We start from the raw sequence: 20,568 nt of genomic DNA, 5'->3' as shown, positions 1-20,568 counted from the left end.
GCCAGGCACGCGAGACGCCGCCGGGCGGGCCGGACGCCGCCGGGTGAGCCAGACGCCGCCGGGGGCTGGACGCCGCCGGGCGGCCCGGACGCCGGCGGGGTGAGCCGGACGCCGCCGGGTGGGCCGGACGCCGCCGGGTGGGCCGGACGCCGCCGGGTGGGCCGCGCCGCCGGGTGGCTGGACGCCGCCGAGTGAGCGAGACGCTCCGGAGTGGGCCGGACGCCGCCGAGTGGGCCGGACGCCGCCGAAAACGGCGGCGCTTCGCTGCGCTCGGGGCGTCTCGTACGGACGGGGGCGTGCCGTGCAGACGCGGGCGTCCCGTATGGACGGAGTGTCTCGTGCAGACGGGGCGTGCCGCGCAGACGGGGGCGTCGCGCCGGGACGGGGGCGTCCCGTGGGGACGGGGGCGTCGCGTCGGGACGGGGGCGTCTCGAGTGGACGGGGGCGTGCCGCTCAGACGGGTGTGTCTCGTGGGACGCAGGGCCGGGCCTGTGGACGCAACGGCAGGAGGCCCGGTGCCGTCCGTGGCGGACGCGCACCGGGCCTCCCGGCTGGTGGTCAGCGGACCGACCGGCGGCTGATCACCCGAAGCGACCCGAGACGTAGTCCTCGGTCGACTTGACCGACGGGTTCGAGAAGATCGTGGCGGTGTCGTCGAACTCGATGAGGTGACCGGGCTGGCCGGTGCCCGCGATGTTGAAGAACGCGGTCTTGTCGCTGACGCGCGAGGCCTGCTGCATGTTGTGGGTCACGATGACGATCGTGAAGTCCTTCTTCAGCTCCTCGATGAGGTCCTCGATGGCGAGGGTGGAGATCGGGTCGAGCGCTGAGCACGGCTCGTCCATGAGGAGCACGTCCGGCTGCACGGCGATCGCGCGGGCGATGCAGAGACGCTGCTGCTGACCACCGGACAGGCCCATGCCGGGCTTCTCGAGGCGGTCCTTGACCTCGTTCCACAGGTTGGCACCCTGCAGCGAGCGCTCGACGATGTCGTCGGCCTCGGACCGCGAGATGCGCTTGTTGTTCAGCTTGACGCCGGCCAGCACGTTGTCCTTGATGGACATCGTCGGGAACGGGTTCGGGCGCTGGAAGACCATGCCGACCTGACGACGGACGATGACCGGGTCGACGCCGGGGGCGTACAGGTCGTCGCCGTCCACCTTGACCGAGCCCTCGACGTACGCACCGGGTATGACCTCGTGCATGCGGTTCAGGGTGCGGAGGAAGGTCGACTTGCCGCAGCCGGACGGGCCGATGAAGGCGGTGACGGTGCGGGGCTCGATCGTCATGTCGACGCCCTCGACGGCCTTGAACTTCGAGTAGTAGACGTTGAGGCCGTCGACCTCGATGCGCTTGGACACGTGGATCCTTCTGGTTGGGTGGTCGAACCGCCGGGGCGGGAAGTCGGGTGGAGGGGGATGCCGGTGTCCCGCGCTAGCGCGGGAGCTTCGGGGCGAAGAGGCGGGTGATGAAGCGGGCGAGCAGGTTGAGCACCATCACGATGAGGATGAGGAGCAGCGCTGCCGTCCAGGCCCGGTCGACGAACGGCACCGGGTTGGCGCCCTGCTGCGAGTACTGCGTGTACGCGAACACCGGCAGCGTCATCATCGGGTCCCCGAACAGGTCGTAGTTCATGCTCGAGGTGAAGCCGGCCGTGACGAGCAGGGGCGCTGTCTCGCCGATGACGCGGGCGATCGAGAGCATGACACCGGTCGTGATGCCGGCGAGGCTCGTGGGGAGCACGACCTTCACGATCGTGAGCCACTTCGGGACGCCGAGCGCGTACGAGGCTTCGCGGAGCTCCATCGGCACGATCTTCAGGACCTCCTCGGTGGAGCGCACGACGATCGGGATCATCAGCACCGCGAGGGCGATCGAGCCCACCAGGCCGAAGCGCGAGCCCGGGCCGAGGATCAACGCGAAGAGCGAGTAGGCGAAGAGGCCGGCGACGATCGACGGGATGCCCGTCATGACGTCCACGAAGAACGTGATGCCCCGGGCGAGCGGACCCTTGCCGTACTCGACCAGGTAGATGGAGGTCAGGAGGCCGATCGGCACGCTGATGAGCGCTGCGAAGAGCGTGATCTCCAGGGTGCCGACGAGTGCGTGGACCGCGCCGCCGCCCTCGGAGATGACCCCGCGCATCGAGTACGAGAAGTACTGGGCGTCGAAGCGGGCCAGGCCCTTCGCGAGCACCGTGTAGAGGAGAGAGATCAGCGGCAGCACCGCGATCACGAAGGCGGTGACGACGAGCGAGGTGATGAGCCGGTCGACGGCCTTCCGCCCACCCTCGACGATCCGGGAGAGGACGACGATGAGGACGTCGAACAGGACGGTGCCGAGGAAGACCGCGGCCACGATGTTGAAGTCCTCCGTGGCGCCGCTGGCGGCGAGCAGGGCGAACACCAGGCCGAGAGCGACCCAGCTGCCGATGAGGAGCAGCCACGGGACGGACTTGTGGAGCTTCCCGTTGGCGAAGACGTTGCCGGCGGGCTGACGGAGTGCGAGGGACATCGGGGTGCGACCTTTCCCGTCAGGAGACTCGCTTGCGGACGGTGTACCGCGCGAGCATGTTGATGACCAGGGTGATGACGAAGAGGATCAGGCCGGAGGCGACCAGGGCGTTGAGCGCCGTCCCCGAGGCCTCGGCGAACTGCAGCGCGATGTTCGCCGCGATGGTCGACGGGTTGAGCGACCCGATCAGGTTGAAGGTGATGTTCGTCGACACCGACAGGACCAGCGCGATCGCCATCGTCTCGCCGAGTGCACGACCGAGCCCGAGCATGATCGCGGACACGATGCCGGACTTGGCGAACGGCAGGACCGACATCCGGATCATCTCCCAGCGCGTCGCGCCGAGGGCCAGGGCCGCTTCCTCGTTCAGGGTCGGTGCCTGCAGGAAGATCTCGCGCATGACGGCGGTCATGATCGGGATCGCCATGACCGCGAGGACGATCGACGCGGTGAGGATGGTGCGCCCGGTCCCGGAGACCTGACCGGAGAACAGCGGGATCCAGCCGAAGTGTTCGTTGAGGAACTCGTAGAACGGGCGGACGAACCGTGCCAGCACGACGATGCCCCAAAGACCGTAGACGACCGACGGGACCGCGGCCAGCAGGTCGATGACGTAGCCGAGCACCGGTGCCAGGCGGCGCGGCGCGTAGTGCGAGATGAAGAGCGCGATGCCGAGCGACAGCGGCACGGCCATGACGAGCGCCAGGAACGCGGACCACACCGTGCCGAAGACGAGCGGGCCGACGTAGTCCCAGAAGTTCGCGGCGTCGTTCGGCAGGTCGCCGGCCTTCGCGGAGAACGCAGGGATGCTCTGCCACACGAGGAACGCGGCCACGAGCGCGAGGACGAAGAGGATGAGGCTGCCCGCCACGACGGAGGCGGTGGAGAACACCCGATCGCCGATGCGGACGACGGCCTTGGGCTTCGACGGGGTGGCGGTGTCCTGGTCTCGGACCGGTGCGGTCGTCATGGGGCTCCTGTCGGAGGATCGCGTCGGGGTGAGCGCGAGGGTTCGGGGGAGAGGTGGTTCGTGGGGATCGCGACGGGCGCGGAGGCAGCTCGCGTCGGGACGGGCGAGAGCCCGGACGCCGGTCAGGTGGGTGGGACCGGCGTCCGGGCGCTTGCGGGACTTACTTGATGGAGGCGACCGCCGCTGCGGCCTTCTCCGCGAGGTCGGACGACAGGGCGGCCGACTTGGCCTCCGTCGCCGCGGCCTTCTGCGCGTCCTCGGACACGACGTAGCCGAGGTACGCCTTCACGAGGTCGGCCTTGTCCTTGTCCTCGTACTCCTGGCACGCGATGGCGTAGGAGACGAGCACGAGCGGCCAGGCACCCTCAGCGGTGTCCTTGCGGTCGATGTCGATCGCGAGGTCGTTCTCCTCGCGGCCCGTGGCGATGTCGGAGTCGGCGACGACCTGGGCAGCGCCCTCGGCGGAGAGCTCGGTGGCCGTGTCGCCGACCATCAGCTTCGCCTTGTCGAGGTCACCGGCGCCGGAGTCGTCGATGTAGGTGATGGCGTTCGAGGCGCCCTGCATGGCCGAGGCCACACCGGAGGTGCCCTTCGCGCTGTCGCCGACCTGGAACGGGAAGGTCTGGCTGGGCTCTTCGGTCCAGACGTCGGGGGCGTTCGCTGCGACGTACTCGGAGAAGTTCTGCGTGGTGCCCGAGTCGTCCGAACGGTGGACGACCGTGATGTTCGACGACGGCAGGTCGACACCGTCGTTCAGCGCGGCGATCTCGTCGTCGTTCCACTTGGTGATCTTGCCGGAGAAGATGCCCGCGATGCTCTTGGCGTCGAGGGTGAGGTCCGAGACGCCGTCGACCTTGTAGGCGATCGCGATCGGGGAGATGTAGACGGGGATGTCGATGCCCTTGGAGTCCGCGGCGCAGTTCTTGAACTCGCCGGAGAGCTCCTCTTCCTTCAGCGCGGCGTCGGAGCCGGCGAAGTCAGCGGCACCGGACATGAAGTTCTCGCGCCCGGCACCGGAGCCGTCGGGCGTGTAGTTCACCGTGACGCCGGAAGCCTGCTCCTGGAAGCCGGCGGCCCAGGTGGCCTCGGCGGTCTGCTGCGCGGAGGAGCCCGAGCCGGTGAGGGTGCCGGAGAGGTTCGAGTAGTCGACACCCGAGGAGGCGGCGGACGACGAGGTGTCGCTGCCCGCAGTGTCCTCGTTCGCCGCGCAGGAGGAGAGCACGACGGCGCCGGCGATCGCGATTGCCGCGACCGAGCCGATTCGCTTGATGTTCACAGGGGTCCCTTCGGGAGGTGAGTGCAGTGGGACCGCTGTGTGGTCCCCGGGCCGGTGCTGACCCGGGAGTGACTGTAGGGACGAGAGGTGACCGGGATGACGCTCTCCGGTGAACGGGAGGTGAACGCGGGGTTCACCCGGTGCGGGTCGCGCACGCGGGTCGGCGTGCGCGGGCAGGATCAGGGGCAAGCTGCCCTCCAGCCGGGAGGCTCGGGGGGACACCGCGGGCCTGTCACCGGCTGAGGTGGGTCCCGATGGTCGGCGTCCGTGCCGGACGCGGGTCCTGCCACGCTGGACTCTTCGCCTGTCCGACGGCCCGGCCGGGTGGCAGCCCGGCCTGTCGGACGGCCCGGTTCCGGGCTGCCCGTCATGACGGACGGCTGGTTCCGGGCTGCCCGTCATGACGGACGACTGGTTCCGGGCTGCCCGTCCTGCTCGCTGACGGGCTGCTCCGGCCCTGGGTCAGGCGCTGACGGTGTTGCGGTGCGTCTCGACCGCGACGAGCTTGCGGCCGGCGATGTGCAGGACGGCGAAGTCCCCGACGGAGAGCATGGCGGCCCGGCGGAGGTCGAACCGCGCCCGGTCATCGGCGGTGTCGCTCGCGATCCGGGAGATGATGTCCGGCAGCACGGGGCCGTGCGAGCACAGCACGGCGGACTTGCCCTTGTCGAGGCGTTTCCGCACGACGCCCTTGATGTCGGCGGTGCCGCGTTCGTGGGCGTCCTGGCTGATGTCCGGGGTGTCCGAGACGCCGAGCTTCGTCTTGGTCGACAGCGGCTCGACGGTCGCGAGGCACCGCGCGGCGGTGCTGCTGACGATCTTCTTCGGGCCGAACGCCGCGACCGGTGCCGCCACGGCCTTCGCCTGCGCTCGTCCGACCGGCAGGAGGGGGCGGGTCGCGTCGGGCCCGTCCCAGTCCGAACCGGGGACGGTCTTCGCGTGCCGCAGGGCGATCAGGGCGAAGGTGTCGTGCTCGCCCGCTGCCGCACGCTCGGCGAAGCGTTCGAGGATCGCGACGTCCCGCTCGTAGGTGAGCCGCGCGCGGGCGTCGTCGATCGACACCCACTCGACGGCGGCGACCTCGTCGTTCGGACGGAAGGCCCCCGCTCGCTCGAACTCCTTCCGGCTCACCCGTGCCGACCAGTAGTGCACGACCTTGTCGCGCCCGCTGGGCAGGACGTACTCGGCACGACCGAGGGGAGCGCCGAGGTACACGCGGTACCCGGTCTCCTCGTCGATCTCACGTACAGCTGCTTCCGGGACGCTCTCGCCCGGGTCGACCTTGCCCTTGGGGAACGAGACGTCCTTGTGGTGTTCCCGGTGGATGAGGAGCACGAGCGGGACGCCGTCCTGCTCGCGCCACACCACGGCCCCGGCCGCGACGACCGGGCCTGCCTGCCCTCCACTCACCGCGTCGAGCGCTTCCGCGCCGAGATCGTCCGCATCTGCACGTTCTGGGCATCGTCGAGCGGTCGACCGTCCTCGTCCGTCGAGCGGCGGGTCCATTCGCCGTCCGACTCCAAGTGCCACGAACTGGTGGTCTCGGCCATCGCCAGGTCGAACATCCCCTGGACCTCGTCGATGTGCGCGGGAGCGGTGAGCCGCACCAGGGCTTCGACGCGACGGTCGAGGTTGCGGTGCATCATGTCTGCGCTGCCGATGAAGACGACCGGGTCGCCGTCGTTGTGGAACGCGAAGGCCCGGGAGTGCTCCAGGTACCGTCCGACGATGCTCCGGACGCGGATGGTCTCGCTGACCCCTTCGAGTCCCGGCTTCAGCGAACAGATCCCCCGGACCCAGACGTCGACGGGGACACCGGCCTGGCTCGCCAGGTAGAGCGCGTCGATGATCTGCTCGTCGACCATCGAGTTGACCTTGATGCGGATGCCCGAGGGCTTCCCGTCGCGGGCGTTCTGCGCCTCTGTCTGGATGCGCTTGACCAGCCCCTTCCGCAGGTGCAGCGGCGCGACCAGCAGTCGCTTGAACTTCTTCTCGATGGCGTAGCCCGACAGCTCGTTGAACAGGCGCGTCAGGTCCTTGCCCACCGTGTCGTCCGCGGTGAAGAGGCCCATGTCCTCGTAGATCCGCGAGGTCTTCGGGTTGTAGTTGCCCGTGCCGATGTGGCTGTAGTGCTTGAGCGTGCCGCCCTCCTGGCGGATGACGAGCACCAGCTTGGAGTGCGTCTTCAGCCCGACCAGGCCGTAGACGACGTGCACGCCGGCCTTCTCGAGCTTGCGGGCCCACGTGATGTTGTTCTGCTCGTCGAAGCGCGCCTTGATCTCGACCAGGGCGAGGACCTGCTTACCGGCAGCTGCGGCGTCGATGAGGGCCTCGACGATGGGGGAGTCGCCCGACGTGCGGTACAGCGTCTGCTTGATCGCGAGGACGTTCGGGTCGGCTGCGGCCTGCTCGAGGAACGCCTGCACGCTGGTCGCGAAGGACTCGTACGGGTGGTGGACCAGGACGTCGCGCGCGGCGATCGCGCGGAACAGGTCGGGCTTCGTGTTCGGTTCGCCCGGCTGGAACTGCACCGGGGTCGTCGGGACGTGACGCGGGTAGTGCAGGTCGGGACGGGCGATCTTGGCGATCTCGAACAGCCCGCCGAGGTCGAGCGGCGACGGCAGGCGGTAGACCTCCTGCTCGGTGATGTCGAGTTCGCGCACCAGGAGGTCGAGCGTCACCGGGTCCATGTCCTCGGTGATCTCGAGCCGGATCGGCGGACCGAAGCGACGGCGGAGGAGCTCTCGCTCGAGTGCCTGGATGAGGTTCTCGGCCTCGTCCTCCTCGATCTCGACGTCCTCGTTGCGGGTGATGCGGAACACGTGGTGCTCGAGGACCTCCATGCCCGGGAACAGGTCCGGCAGGTGGTTCGCGATGAGGTCTTCGAGGGGGATGAAGCGCAGCCGCCCCGAGTTGTCGTCCGGGAGCTTGATGAAGCGCGGGTAGTTCTGCGGCACCTTGAGGCGCGCGAACTCCTGCCGCTGCGACTTCGGGTTGCGCACCCGCACCGCCAGGTTGAGCGAGAGGCCGGAGATGTAGGGGAACGGGTGTGCCGGGTCGACTGCGAGCGGCATGAGCACCGGGAAGATCTGCTCGCTGAAGTACTCACGCATCCGCAGGCGGTCGTCCTCGCCCAGGTCGGACCAGTGCTCGACGTGGATGCCGGCGGCGTCGAGGTCGGGCTTGAGCGACCCGATGAAGGCGTTGGCGTGCCGTTCCTGCAGCTCGTGCGCCTTCATCGCGATGTCGCGCAGGACGTCGCTCGGCGCGCGACCGACGTTGGTGGGGACCGCGATGCCGGTGTCGATGCGGCGCTTCAGGCCGGCGACGCGGACCATGAAGAACTCGTCGAGGTTCGACGCGAAGATCGCGAGGAAGTTCGCACGCTCGAGCAGCGGCTGCGTCCGGTCTTCACCGAGCTCGAGCACGCGCTGGTTGAAGCGGAGCCAGCTGAGCTCACGGTCGAAGTACCGGTCCGAGGGCAGCGACTCGTGCTCGATCTCCACGACCTCGTCGAAGTCGTCGAGGTCGTTCGCGACGGAGTCGCCGTCCAGCTGCGGTTCGGTGTCCATGGCCACATCCTGCCACCAGCACCCTGCACCGGGAGCGGCCCGGGTTGCGCCTGTGGAGACAGAGGGTGAACGGGCAGTCGTCGGGACGGCGGATCAGCTGTCCACAGGAGGGTACGAGCGGGTGGACGACTCGGTATGGTGGTGCGCGTCAGAGCCTCCGGGGGATCTTCTGCGCGGGGGTGCAGGTACGAAGAGAAGAGGGGTTCACCATGTCGCGTGTGCTTTCGACCGAGCAGGCGAAGACCGCCATCCGTCAGATCCAGTCCATCGTGAACGGTGGGTTCACGGACCAGATCTCGCAGCTCGATGCGCAGGGGCGCATCCTGTCCGACTCGAACGTGTGGGACGGGCCGTTGGCTGCGAACTTCCGTGGTTCGACGTGGCCGGAGACCAAGGCTGCGCTGGACAAGGCGAAGACGGAGCTCGAGCAGCTCCGGACGCAGCTCGACAAGATCTCGCAGGACATCTTCACCGCGGGTGGCGGCGCGTAACACCGACCGACAGCGCCCGGGTCGTCGACTGGTTCGACGGCCCGGGTTCCCGCGTTCGACGCGGACCATCACGACCAGCACCACTTCTTCCGGGGGGACGACAACCGTGTCAGGACAGCTGCACGCCAACACCGATCCGATCGAGTTCGACGACGCCACCGCTGATGCGCTCGCCAGCGCCATGCGCGGCGCGGCGAGTGCGATCGACGGTCAGATCGGGAGTCGTCAGTCGTACGTGTCGACGGCCTCGCAGGAGTTCCGCGGCCACTTCTCGCAGTTGTTCACCGAGAACGCGACGATCGCGAAGAGCGACGGTACGACCCTCTCAGACCTGATGCGCACGGTCGCGGGGTGGGTCGACCAGATGAAGAAGCTCGCCGCAGAAGAACGCGAACGGCGTCGCCAGGCCCGTGAGTGGCAGGAGCAGCAGGCTGAACGCAACGGGTTCGAGAAGTGGTGGGACGACACGTTCGGCACCGGGAACCCGCCGGACATCGAGAACAAGCCCGCGCCTCCGTTCGGCCCCGCGGAGATGCAGCCGAAGCCGAGGCAGACGCCTTCCCCGGGTTCCGGCGGCGGCGGGGGCGGGACGTCGTCCGCGAAGCCGGAAGACCTCCGGTCCTTCGCCACGGGCTCGGCGTCGTTGAACTCCGAGCTGTCCGGGAAGCCCGGGCTGCTCCGGGGCAAGCTGTCCGACTTCGCGTCCCTGTGCTCCTGGGGCACGATCAACGCGGACGGGCTCGTCACCGGCTTCGAGCGGTGGCTCGCAGCCAACGACCAGGACGTCGCCTGGGCGAAGACCATCGCCGACGCCTTCGCCGCCGCCGGGGGTGAAGGCGCGGTCTCGACCGTGTCCGACGCAGCGCTCGGCGCAGCTCTGCAGGCCGCGGGCGTGTCGGCCAACCGGACCGACCTGCAGATCGATCCGCCCACCGCCTACGGCGCGCAGCCGACGACCGGTTACTCGATGGACCCGGTCAACACGACGACCGGCAACTTCCTCGAGCCAGAGCTCGACCTCTCCTTCGACGGCGCATCCGCGTCCCTCAGGGTCTCGCGCATGTACAACTCCCTCGACCAGCGGGTCGGGGTCTTCGGCCCGGGGTGGGCGTCCGTCCTCGAGACCCGCCTGCTCCTCGACGACGAGGGCGCGTCCTTCGTCGGTGCCGACGGCCGGCTCGTCCGCTTCCCCCGGGCCGGCACCGGTTGGGCGCGCGGCGTCGGCGAGAACCGGTGGCTCACGACGGAGGCAGACCTCCTGGTCGTGCGGGACAACGAGGGTGGTCGTATCGACTTCACCCCGACTGGTCTCTGGGTCGGCGAGAGCGCCGGACCCGGAACAGCCGTGGCGGTGGAACGGGACGCTTCCGACGCCGTCGTGCGTCTCCGCCACGAACGCGGTCGCTTCGTGGACGTCGAGTACGTCGACGGTCGTGTCGCCGTGCTGCGGGCCTCCGACGGACGTCGGGTGGAGTACGGGTACGACGACCGAGGGCGCCTGGTCTCGGCCGCGACCCCGCTCGGGACCAGGACGTACGGCTGGGACGAGGACGACCTCATCGTGACGGTCACGAGTGCCGACGGCGTGCTCGAGGTCGACAACGTGTACGACGCGCAGCGTCGTGTCGTCGAGCAGACCAGCCCGCACGGCCGCCGAGTCCGGTTCGCCTACCTCCCCGGCCGCGTGACCGTGGTCTCCGACCAGGACGGGACGCGTTCGAACGCCTGGATCGCGGACCCGAAGGGTCGACTCGTCGGGATCATCGACTCGGATGACCGTCGACAGTCGATGAGCTACGACCCGCACGGCAACCTCGTGTCAGCGACGGAACGCGACGGTGCGGTCACCGTGCACGCCTACGACGCGCGAGGCCGCCGTACGCGGACGGTCACGCCGACCGGTGGGGACCTGACGTACGGCTACGACGACGCCGACCGCGTCACGACCGTGGTCACGGAGAGCGGCAGCGTCGTCACGTACGAGTACGACGGTGACGAGCGTGACCCGTCGGTCGTCATCGACCCGATGGGCGGACGAACCGAACTCACGTGGGACCACGGCCTGCTCCTCCGGGTCGTCGACCCCACCGGTGTCACGCTCAGCCTCGACCACGACGCGTCGGGCGAGCTCGTCGCCGTGACCAACGCTGCCGGGCACGTCGCACGGATCGAGCGGGACGCCGCCGGTCACGCCGTCGCGACCATCAGCCCCACCGGCGCCCGCACGGAGTACCGATACGGTGCCGCCGGTCAGGTCGTCGCTCGCCGTGACCCCGACGGCGCGATGTGGACGGTCGAGTACACCGCGGGTGGACGCGTCAGCGCCGTGACCGACCCGATCGATGCGCGGACCGTCCTCGCCTACGGGGCGGACGGTGAACTCGCCTCCACGACCGACGCGCTCGGACGGACCACCCGCCGGACCTACGACGACCAGGCCAACCCGCTGCAGGTCACCCTGCCGAGCGGCGCGTCCTGGACCTTCGCGCACGACGCCTTGTCGCGCCTCCAGTCCGTCGTCGACCCCACCGGCGCAGTGTGGCGCCGGGAGTACGGGGTCAACGGCGACCTGCACGCCGTGACCGACCCCACCGGAGTCCGCAAGGAGTTCTCGGAGGACCCGGCCACTGGCATCTCCACGTTGTCGGACGCGTTCGCGACGACCACCGTCCGGTCAGACGAGTTCGGACGGCCCGTCGAGGTGACGTCCGACGAGACCGGTTCCGAACTCGTGACGTACGACGCTTGTGGCCGACCGGTCGAGCTGGTGGACGGTGAGGGTGGCCTCACCCGTATCGAGCGCGACCCGAGTGGCCGGATCAGCGCGATCACGTCGCCGAGCGGTGGGCGGACGACCTACGAGTACGACGCCTGTGGCCGGCCTTCGGCCGCCACCGACCCACTCGGGGCGCGGACGACGATCACCTACGACGCAGACTCACGGGTCGTCGCGCGGATCTTGCCGACGGGTGACGTCGAGCGCATCGAGTACGACGTCGTCGGACGCGTCGTCGCGCGGACCGCACCCGGAGAAGGAACGGCTCGCTACCGCTGGGACGCGGCCGGGAGGCTCGTCTCCGTCCACGACGCACGTCACGGTCGACGTCGGTTCCGCTACGACGCCGCGGGCCAGCTCACTGAGGCCGAGAACGGCGTCGGTGGAGTGACCGCGTACACGTACGACGTCGACGGGCGCCTGACCAGCGCGACCGACCCGGTGGGTGGCATCACCCGGTACACCTACGACGGCGCCGGACGGCTGACCGCCATCACGGATCCGCTCGGCAGGACGACCACAGCACGACTCGACGCCGCGGGCCGCCGCATCCAGCAGACGGACCCCGACGGCGGGGTGGTCGAATGGGCGTACGACGCTGCAGGACGTGAGCGGCGGCTCTCGGTGGACGGTGCTCTCGTGGCGGAGACCATGCACGACAGGGCTCGACGGACCGTGGTCGTCACCGACCACACGCGCGGCCTCGGACGGGCAATCGAGCACGAGCTGTGCTTCGACCGGCGAGGTCTGCTCGTCCGGCGGAGCCGGGGTGGGCGGGCGATGTCGTGGGAGTACGACGCCGACGGACGTCGTACGGCGCGCACGGACCCCGACGGCAATCGCACGACATGGCGCAGGGACGCCGCAGGCCGCGTCGTCGGCGTCGAACGGGAAGGACTCACGCCCGCCGCGTTCACCCTGGACACCCTCGGGCGCATTGTCCAGGCCTCGACCGGTGACGTCGTCCAGTCGTGGTCCTACGAGCGCGGGGCGCTCGTCGAACACACCGTGACCACGCCGGAAGGCGGCACGACGACCCGCATCGACCGCGACGAGGACGACCGCATCGCGGGGATCACCGGCGCGGACGGCCGGAGGACCTACACCCATGACGCCGCGGCGCAGCTGGTCAGTGCGCTCGACGACAGCGGCCGTGGGCGGACCTGGCGGTACGACGCCGCGGGACGCCTCGTCGCCGAGACCGTCGGCGGTGCCGAACTCCGACACGAGTACGACGCTGCCGGGCAACTCGTCGCCACCACCGGTGCTGACGGTGCGCGGACCGAGTACGTGCACGACGGACTCGGACGGCGCGTCCGGCGGACTGCTCCGGACGGTTCGACCACCGAGTACGCATGGTCGGACCTCGGGTTCCTGGCCGGCGTCGTCGAACGAGACGCGACGTACGACGAGACCGGCCGACTCGAGGTGTGGACCGACGCCCTGGGCGAGGTCGCGGAGGTCGGAGGATCCGTCACCTGGTGGGACACCGCTGCGGGTGTCCCAGTTCTGGCCTCCGTCGGCGCGACGCCTGTCCTGGAGGCTCCGGGCGGGATCGTGGCCATCGACGGGAACTGGACGGCATCGACCTGGCGCGGGGCGCGTGCGACCGATGCGACCGACCCCTGGGCGCTCCTCGCATCGACGAACGGGATCGGCGGCGGAGCTGCCCTGCCGTCCGGCGTCGGGCTGACCCCGGGCGGCAGCCTGAGCATCGCGGGGATGGAGTGGCTCGGGGCCCGGGTGTACGACCCCGTGGCGAAGGGCTTCCTGTCGACGGACCCGCTCGCTCCGGTCGTCGGAGCTGGGTGGTCGGGGAACCCCTACTCGTACGCGGGGAACGATCCGCTGCACGCGGTCGACCCACTCGGGCTGCGGCCGGCGACGGACAAGGACCTGCAGGCGTACCGGGATGCGCACCAGGGCGGTCTGAAGACGTTGATGAATGACAATGCATACCTGGTCGGTGGTGGCGCCGTTGCTCTCGGGGTACTGGCAATGGCCACCGGATTCGGTGGACCGCTCGGCATGATGCTCATCAGCGGAGGCGCGGACGTCATATACCAGAAGGCAACCACTGGCACTGTCAATTGGGTTGAGGCTGGCGCTATGACAGTCATGGGCGGAGTAGGTGCGGGGATGGGCACGTTGCTCAAAGGCGCTCGTTTCGGCGGACCAGCCACGCAGTTCGTCGCTCAGCGAGTGGCGCCCACCAGTCAGGTCGTGAAGTCCCTCGCGACGAACATGGCGGTGAACGGGGGTATTTCATCGGGCATGTCCACGGCGGTCTATGCAGGGACATCGGTTGCCAAGGGCGAGCAGGTGACCGGTCGGGGTCTTGTGGCCTCCTCAGTCGGTGGATTCGTCAGCGGCTCGCTGGGCGGCCTGAGCGGTCCCGCTGGCGGTACCATCGCGGAAACCTTGGGGCGTCCTGTGGAGGGCTTCGTGGCGAAGGGAGCAAGTTCATTGATCGGCTCGGCGAGTTCGGTCGGCGGTGCCGGCATTTCGTCCATGATCGACGGGCATGACATGACTTGGCAGGACATGGCCTTCAGTACCATCTCGGGCGGCGGGTCGGTTCACCTGCCAGCGGTACGCCCACAATTCGAACAGACGAACATGGAAGTCTTGAGGAAGATGCCCTACACACAGCCCCGAACCGCTGACGGGCTGTTCAGCTCCCAGCAGAACAGCGTTGCTCTCTGGGGTTCGACCGCGTCGGGTGCCACTGTCGGGGGCATCGGCGACGCTGTCTGGGAAATGTTCAGTGGCTAAGTCCGAACGGCGTCGGCAGAGAATGACGCCGATGTCCCAGACGACGGCAATATGGAACTCAGGGATCATGGTCGTCTTCCTCGCCCTGGCCCTTGCCTCAGCGATGCGTGGCTTCACACCGACTCACCTGGTGTTGTCAAGCGTCGTGCTCCCGTTCGTCGTCGGCGCCGTGTTTGCAGCAATGGGACGCGGATGGCTCTTGGGAGTGCTCATGCTCGTGGCGGTTGGCATTCCTCTCCTCGACGTGGCCGGGCTGACGAACTTCCCTCTTGCGAGGGCAGCGTGGTTCTTGTCTGTCCTGGCGGGGTGGTTCGCCGGCGCCATGATCGGGCAACTACGTGGCCAGCGGGGAACGGAACCAGAGGCCAAGCAGCACCACCTCGATTGGGACGTGAGGGGCAAGTCCTTCCGCGAATGGTCCCCGACTGTCCCTCAAGTTGAAGCCAAGATCCGCGCTCTTGACGGCCAGGAGCGCACATTGGTCTCGTTGGTTAAGGGCCACGGGCGCCTGGATGTTTGTCATGGAGCTGCCGGGCGTTTCGTGCTCTTCGAAGCGGGAGACGTGCGTGACGATGCGTCCTGGCGAATGCCAGCGAAACCAACTGACGTCGGAGAAATTGAAGTGCGGCTGGGAAACGTCGTCGCGCCCGTGAATCGGGGCTTGCTCATCGATGTCGAGAAAGCCGTCACGATTGCGACGGCATTCGAGCTCGGCAAATCCGTACGGCCGGAGCCTGACTGGTGGGAGGGTGCGCAGGTGCTGACAGTGCGTCCGTCGTTTGATTGAGCGGTTGCGGCGTCACCAGGACGAGGGCGGTCATCCGCCGAGGTTGAGGTCACGACTTCCGACTGCGGTCGGATTCCCGTCAGTCCGGCCGAGCCGGAGGGAGGTAAGCCGGGGATGGCGTGTGATTTCGATGTCGGCGCGGGCTCGTACTGTCTGCACCCGTTTCTCAACAGCAACCGCCAAGCTTTGTACGTCAAGGACTTTCATCGCATCTGAGCGCTGACGCCCGTGCCGATCAGGGCTCAACTCGCCGCCAGTGATCGTGTCCGCTTCGTCAGCGTGAAGTCACCGAAGGCAACAGCAACCGGGTCCCTACCGAAGATGTCGAAGGCCAAGGCGTGGGTGTTGTTCCTCGTGTGGGCCTTCGCGATCGTCTTCGCGAGTGCGTTCCTCCTCGCAGGCTCTGCGGTATTCCAGTCGTGCGACGTTGCACATCGCGTCCGTTTGTCGTGTTTCATCTCCTCAGCGGAGGCGGTTAGGGGGTCCACGCGCTCGGCTAGCGGCGTCGGAGCATCGGTTCCTCAAGAGCTCATCGAACAGGGCGGTTGCGGGCGGTTCGTGCTGCGCGAGGGCGTCACGGTGGACAACCGAGGTGACATCGCATCAGCTTCGAGACCGGAGAGGAGTACATTCTTGATGCCGGTGGCGGCTCCCTCGAGGTGAGGGCTTCGTCGCGGGTGTTCGGTGCCGCGCCGGAACTCCTCGGATACCGTCGTTCTCGAGTTCGGCGCTCGGTCGGCGCAGGCGCGACTGGAGGGACGACATGAGCTTGCTCGACCTGATCGACACCCTGGACGATCGCGGTGCTGAAGACGCGGCCTCTGACGAACAGATCCACGCGGTGCAGTCCGTCCTCACCCGGGCTCTGGTGCAGGAACACGGGAGCCCCGTGTCCCGGTCGTTGGTGCGGGAGGCCGGACGGCTGGTCGCGGATTCCTGGCCTGTCGGAAGCGAGCTCGGGGCGCTGGTGCTGACCTTCGCGCAGTCGGTGTAGCTCGGGTCTCGGTGATCGCTGCACCGAACGCCGAACGCCGAACGGCCCGCGAGTCATCGCCGTTGGTCGTGTCGCCCGAACGGGGGACCCGGGCGCCTGTGCACAGTCGTCCCTCCGCGGCGCAGCCCCGTTAGGATCGAGTCGCTTGTCGGTTCTTGAGGGGGACGGTCGCCAATGTCGTTGCGCACGCTGCATCCAGGGGTACGAACGAGGAACAGCCGCGCGCTCGCGGTGGTCGCGATGGCGGGCGCTGCTGCGGTTGTCCTGGCGGGGTGCACATCGACGGATCGCGCGGTGGAGAACCCGTCCCGTGTCCTGCAGACCGTGGACACGCGCCTCGCGGCGGACGGATCGATCACCACGATCTCCGACACCGCCATCTCGGTCGGCAAGGACGATTCGTCGTCCTCGGTCACGGAGCACGAGGCGGCGAAGGCCGCGGGTGACCTGCCGCTGCGCGTGACCACGCAGTACACGACGGCGAAGAAGAGCGGGACCGACCTCGCAGACCTGGCGGGCTACTCCGGTCGGGTCGAGATCGACCTGACCGTCGAGAACCTGACCGTCCGGTCGCGGAACCTGACCTACGACGTGGCTGGGACCTCCCGGACGACGCCGGCGCTCGTCGGTGCTCCCTTCAGCATCGCCGCGTCGACCGTGCTGCCGGGCACCCGGCCGAACAGTGTCGTCACCGAGACCGCTGACGACCGGACCGCGACCGACGGCGTCGTCAGCGCGAACGGGAACGGCGATGCCGTCGTGCAGTGGGGACGCCTGCTCGCCCCGCCCACGTCGGGTGCGAGCACGACCCTGCACCTGGTGGCGAACGTGGAGGACTTCGCCGCGCCCTCCTTCGACCTGGCCGCGCAGCCGGGCATCTCGACCGACCTGTCCTCCACCGGGGTGGTGAACGCGGCCTTCGGGTCCGACACGGACTCCGAACTGGCGCTCCAGCGACGCACGATCGACCTCATCTCGCAGGTGAACGAGGTCCTCGCGCGTGCCGGGAGCACGATCACCGAGGTCCGGTCGAACCTCGAGACGACGTCGTCCACGCTCGGTGTGCGGACCGCTGACCGGCTCAAAGAGAGCAGCACGTCGCTCGCCAGCACGTTGAAGTCGTTGTCCGGCCAGCTCGGCTCGTTGAAGTCCGACCTCGGCTCGACGGTCGGTGCAACGCAGTCCACTGTCTTGCAGCAGCTGCAGGAGACGACCACGAGCCTCGACGCGTTGCTCGGTGACACCTCCGCCACCGCTCCCCGTCCGGCGATCGACGGCGAGGGCTGCGTGGCAGCTCCGCAGCAGGCGGATGGTGGCGCGAGTGTGTACGGCAACCTCTTGCGGGTGTCGTCGCAGTTGGAGGGGTACGCGACGGCGAGCGAGGAGTGCAAGCAGCAGGTCAGTGTGCAGCTCGCATCGTCCGTCGGGCCCAGTGAGCCGACAGCGGAGAAGTGCGCGCTCGAGGCCGCCCGCTCCTCCCTGACGTGTGCGCTGTTCGCATCCTCGACGACGATCATGCAGGCGTTGACCGGGCTCGTCGCCACCGGCAAGGACCTCGCGGACAGTCTCAGGAAGACGCAGTTCGCGGAGGACGCCCTGGCCGACTACGGCAAGGTCAGTGCCGCAGTCAGTGGCATCGAAGCAGAGCTGGCACAGCTCACGTCCGGGTCGACGTCCGACTCCGGCGAGATTCAGAAGGCTCTGAAGATGCTGCGAGCAAGCGTGGAGCAGATGAGCGGGAAGGTCGACGCCGTCCGTGGTCAGCTCCGCGCGGTGCACGACCAGGCGGAGGGTGCGCGGACGGCGCTCGGCGAGATCGAGGACCCGTCCGGACCGTCGATGCAGGCGCAGAACGCTGCACTTGCGGACCAGATCTGCCGCCTCATCGGACGCGACCCGAGCGGGATTCCGCTGTTGCCAACGACCTCGGGGCTCACCGAGGACCAAGCAGATGACCTGCGCTCCTACCTGACGGCGACGCCGTGCGAGGACGGTGACGACCAGACGGTCGAGGAGCCGCTCGACCCGCCCTTCCCGTTCTCCAGGCCAATGGACGTCCGGCTCGATGACCAGCACGAGGCATGGGACGCCATCGTGAGCGCCACGAACGTCGATGACACGAAGTCCGGCATCGGCGCCACGCTCGGAGACTTGGAGACGAGCATTGACGAGGTCAGGACGGCGGTGGACGCCGTCAGGACGGCCACCGAGGAGGGCGACGGAGGTGTGCAGGACTCGATACATGAACTTCGACGGCTCGTCAATGGTCTCGTTGCATCCGACCAGAAGGTGGCGACGGGCCTCGGAGCGGTCGTGACGCAGAAGGGTGCGCTGGCGGAGAAGGTTGAGGAGCGCTTCGCCGATGCCAACGAGGAGACAAAGAAGAAGGTCGGGGACCTCATCGACCAGCAAGTCCGGGACGTCTCGGAACAGGCCCAGACGAGCAACACCGCGGTGCTGAAGGCATTCGACCAGTCGATCGCCGGCCTCCGCTCGACGTCGAAGCAGGTGACATCCGGAGCCAAGGGCACGATCGACGAGCAGCGCGGCAAGCTCGAGCGGGAGAACTCGGCCCTCGCGAGCGCAGTGGACGAGCAGACGAAGCAGAGCCTGGCGCGGATCGACGCGAGCACCACGGCGTCGACCCGCGACGTCGAGGGCGCGAGCACGCTGCTGACCGGAGACCTCAACCGCGTGATGCTCGACCTGGGTGACCGCAAGGTCAACGGCTCCGGCATCCTCGGCGCGATGGCGACGAGCGCGGCGAAGTCCGACTCCGCCGACTACCAGCTCGCCTTGGCCTCGCAGAACGCAGCTGGGTACGCCAACGTGCGCGCCGAGGACGTGGCGGGCATCCTCCTCCAGCAGGAGCAGTTCCGCGCATCGCTCGACGCGGCGACCACTCTGCCGGCGTTCCGGATGGACGTGCCGGAGAGCGCGACCTCGACGACGCTGTACACCTTCACCATCGGGGGCACACGATGACGCACGCCGTCGACGACATGCAGCACGACCGGCGGCCGCGCCAGCCGCTCGTGATCGTCGCGATCGCGGTGCTCGTCATCGCGGTGGTCCTCGCGGTCGTGGTGTTCGTGGTCGACCGGAACACGCCCGCGGCCGAGGCCGTCCCGGCGACCGTGCCGGTCCCGATCCGGGTCGCCCATGTGCCCGAGGGCACGAAGATCGGTGTGGTCGTCACGCTCGGCGACGGCGAGGGGGCCGACTGGGACGAAGCGGCGCAAGGTGCCCTCGTCGCGGAACGTCGTCTCACGCTGGGCGGGACGGACGTCGAACTCGTGACGCGGAACGACGGCGGCAGCGCCGGCGGTGGGGAGCGTGCCGTCGAGGCACTCGTCGACAGCGGCGTCTCGGGCATCGTGGTCGCCTCGTCCGGTGCACACGTCTTCGGCGCGCTCGAGGCCGCCGCCGACGCCGGGGTGCCGGTCGTCCTCCCGTACGCATCCAGTGGCAGCGACTCGTGGTCGACGGCGCCGTCGCCGGCCTCCACGAGCGCCGCCATGGAACGCGCGCTCCGAGGCGCCGACTCCCCGCTGCTGGTCGACCTCGGCGGCGGTGCGCCCTCCGGGCTGGAGGTCGCCCACGTGCTCACCGCGGATGCCGCCGCCGACGACACCGCGCTCGCGACGACGGTCGCCGAGCGGACCGGTGCCGTGACGGCGGACGCCACGCCCGCAGCCGGTGACGACCCGGCCGATGCCCCCGCTCCGGCGGACTCGGACGCGGTCGTCGTCAGCGGCTCGGCGGCTCGACAGGGGGCGTTCGTCGCCGCCCTGCAGTCCGCGGACGTGACGGTGCCCGTCGTCCTCACCCCGCAGGCGACCAGTCCGGCGTTCGGCACCGCGCTCGCCGACGCGAACGGCAGCCTGTCGGGCACGTTCGTCTCCGCGGGCGTCGCGACCGACGACGCGCGTGCGCTCACCTCCGACGAGCAGGGCCGTGCGATGTCGGCGTTCCTCGGCGGCGTCCGGGTGCTCGCTGACGACCCGGATGCGCAGAACCTCACCGCGGACCAGCCGTTCTCCGCGGTGGCCTGGGCTGCTGACTCGCGGAGCCATGACGCGGTCGTGGCCTTGGTGCGAGCCGTCGGCTCGGCTCGCAGCGACGACCCGTCCGAGGTGACCGACGCGCTCGCCACACTGCGTCTGGACGCCGGCGACGGGATCGCAGGACCTGCGCTCGACTTCCGCCAGCAGCAGGCACTCCGGACGGATGCGACGGTCCTCGCAGCCTCGTCGCAGACCCTCGGGCTCCGACCGGCGACCGCGGAACCGACCGCGTCGCTCGTGTGGTTCCAGGACTCCACCGCTCGCTGACCACGCACCGGCGCACCGGCGCACGAGTCGCCGGCACCCCAGACGACGGGCAACCGGACCGCCGGTACCCGCCCCACCG

At 69.1% G+C, this 20,568-nt stretch carries 12 protein-coding genes; 6 read left to right on the top strand and 6 right to left on the bottom strand.

Annotated elements, in window-relative coordinates; translation table 11 throughout:
* Window positions 1-581 precede the first annotated feature (581 nt).
* From pstB to DEJ34_RS13790, 6 genes are all read right to left on the bottom strand, one after another.
* Window positions 582-1,361: a phosphate ABC transporter ATP-binding protein PstB gene (gene pstB / locus DEJ34_RS13815; RefSeq protein WP_110824139.1), complete on the bottom strand. Its 780-nt coding sequence runs from the start codon at window positions 1,359-1,361 to the stop codon at window positions 582-584.
* Window positions 1,362-1,434: 73 nt separating this feature from the next.
* Window positions 1,435-2,514 (bottom strand): phosphate ABC transporter permease PstA, encoded by a 1,080-nt coding sequence (gene pstA, locus DEJ34_RS13810; protein WP_110824138.1) that lies wholly within the window; start codon window positions 2,512-2,514, stop codon window positions 1,435-1,437.
* Window positions 2,515-2,533: 19 nt separating this feature from the next.
* Window positions 2,534-3,484 carry a phosphate ABC transporter permease subunit PstC gene (gene pstC / locus DEJ34_RS13805; protein WP_110911831.1) on the bottom strand — a complete coding sequence of 317 codons (951 nt, stop codon included), beginning with the start codon at window positions 3,482-3,484 and terminating at the stop codon, window positions 2,534-2,536.
* Between the two features lie 160 nt (window positions 3,485-3,644).
* Window positions 3,645-4,760 (bottom strand): phosphate ABC transporter substrate-binding protein PstS, encoded by a 1,116-nt coding sequence (locus DEJ34_RS13800; RefSeq protein WP_110891092.1) that lies wholly within the window; start codon window positions 4,758-4,760, stop codon window positions 3,645-3,647.
* A gap of 462 nt (window positions 4,761-5,222) precedes the next feature.
* Window positions 5,223-6,170, bottom strand: coding sequence for an NUDIX hydrolase (locus DEJ34_RS13795; RefSeq protein ID WP_181420447.1), 948 nt, complete (start codon window positions 6,168-6,170; stop codon window positions 5,223-5,225).
* The gene (locus DEJ34_RS13790) at window positions 6,167-8,332 is read right to left on the bottom strand and encodes an RNA degradosome polyphosphate kinase (protein WP_110824134.1); all 2,166 of its coding nucleotides are present in this window, start codon (window positions 8,330-8,332) and stop codon (window positions 6,167-6,169) included. Before DEJ34_RS13790 ends, DEJ34_RS13795 begins: the two co-directional genes overlap by 4 nt.
* A 209-nt stretch (window positions 8,333-8,541) precedes the next feature.
* Between DEJ34_RS13790 and DEJ34_RS13785 the strand changes: the two genes are divergently transcribed.
* The 6 genes from DEJ34_RS13785 (at window position 8,542) to DEJ34_RS13760 (ending at window position 20,489) form a co-directional block, all read left to right on the top strand.
* On the top strand, window positions 8,542-8,823 hold the full coding sequence (locus DEJ34_RS13785; RefSeq protein ID WP_110823592.1) for a pyrophosphorylase: 282 nt from the start codon (window positions 8,542-8,544) through the stop codon (window positions 8,821-8,823).
* Between the two features lie 106 nt (window positions 8,824-8,929).
* Complete coding sequence (locus DEJ34_RS13780) at window positions 8,930-14,374, top strand: DUF6531 domain-containing protein (protein ID WP_110911830.1); 5,445 nt, start codon at window positions 8,930-8,932, stop codon at window positions 14,372-14,374.
* A 31-nt stretch (window positions 14,375-14,405) separates the two neighbouring features.
* On the top strand, window positions 14,406-15,161 hold the full coding sequence (locus DEJ34_RS13775; protein ID WP_146236947.1) for a hypothetical protein: 756 nt from the start codon (window positions 14,406-14,408) through the stop codon (window positions 15,159-15,161).
* Between the two features lie 763 nt (window positions 15,162-15,924).
* The gene (locus tag DEJ34_RS13770; protein WP_110891086.1) at window positions 15,925-16,155 is read left to right on the top strand and encodes a hypothetical protein; all 231 of its coding nucleotides are present in this window, start codon (window positions 15,925-15,927) and stop codon (window positions 16,153-16,155) included.
* A gap of 294 nt (window positions 16,156-16,449) precedes the next feature.
* The gene (locus DEJ34_RS13765) at window positions 16,450-19,140 is read left to right on the top strand and encodes a hypothetical protein (RefSeq protein WP_110911828.1); all 2,691 of its coding nucleotides are present in this window, start codon (window positions 16,450-16,452) and stop codon (window positions 19,138-19,140) included.
* Complete coding sequence (locus DEJ34_RS13760) at window positions 19,137-20,489, top strand: type 1 periplasmic-binding domain-containing protein (RefSeq protein WP_110911827.1); 1,353 nt, start codon at window positions 19,137-19,139, stop codon at window positions 20,487-20,489. The genes DEJ34_RS13765 and DEJ34_RS13760 overlap by 4 nt, the downstream gene beginning before the upstream one ends.
* Window positions 20,490-20,568 lie beyond the last annotated feature (79 nt).

This window comes from Curtobacterium sp. MCPF17_050, from assembly GCF_003224435.2.
GTDB lineage: Bacteria > Actinomycetota > Actinomycetes > Actinomycetales > Microbacteriaceae > Curtobacterium.
Note: the sequence above shows the minus strand (reverse complement) of the source record. Positions and strands in the feature narration are given on the sequence as shown.

Coding starts and splice junctions, on each gene's coding strand:
- pstA (WP_110824138.1), bottom strand. CDS start 2,514: ATGTCCCTCGCACTCCGTCAGCCCGCCGGCAACGTCTTCGCCAACGGG.
- pstC (WP_110911831.1), bottom strand. CDS start 3,484: ATGACGACCGCACCGGTCCGAGACCAGGACACCGCCACCCCGTCGAAG.
- DEJ34_RS13790 (WP_110824134.1), bottom strand. CDS start 8,332: ATGGACACCGAACCGCAGCTGGACGGCGACTCCGTCGCGAACGACCTC.
- DEJ34_RS13785 (WP_110823592.1), top strand. CDS start 8,542: ATGTCGCGTGTGCTTTCGACCGAGCAGGCGAAGACCGCCATCCGTCAG.
- DEJ34_RS13775 (WP_146236947.1), top strand. CDS start 14,406: ATGTCCCAGACGACGGCAATATGGAACTCAGGGATCATGGTCGTCTTC.
- DEJ34_RS13770 (WP_110891086.1), top strand. CDS start 15,925: ATGAGCTTGCTCGACCTGATCGACACCCTGGACGATCGCGGTGCTGAA.
- DEJ34_RS13760 (WP_110911827.1), top strand. CDS start 19,137: ATGACGCACGCCGTCGACGACATGCAGCACGACCGGCGGCCGCGCCAG.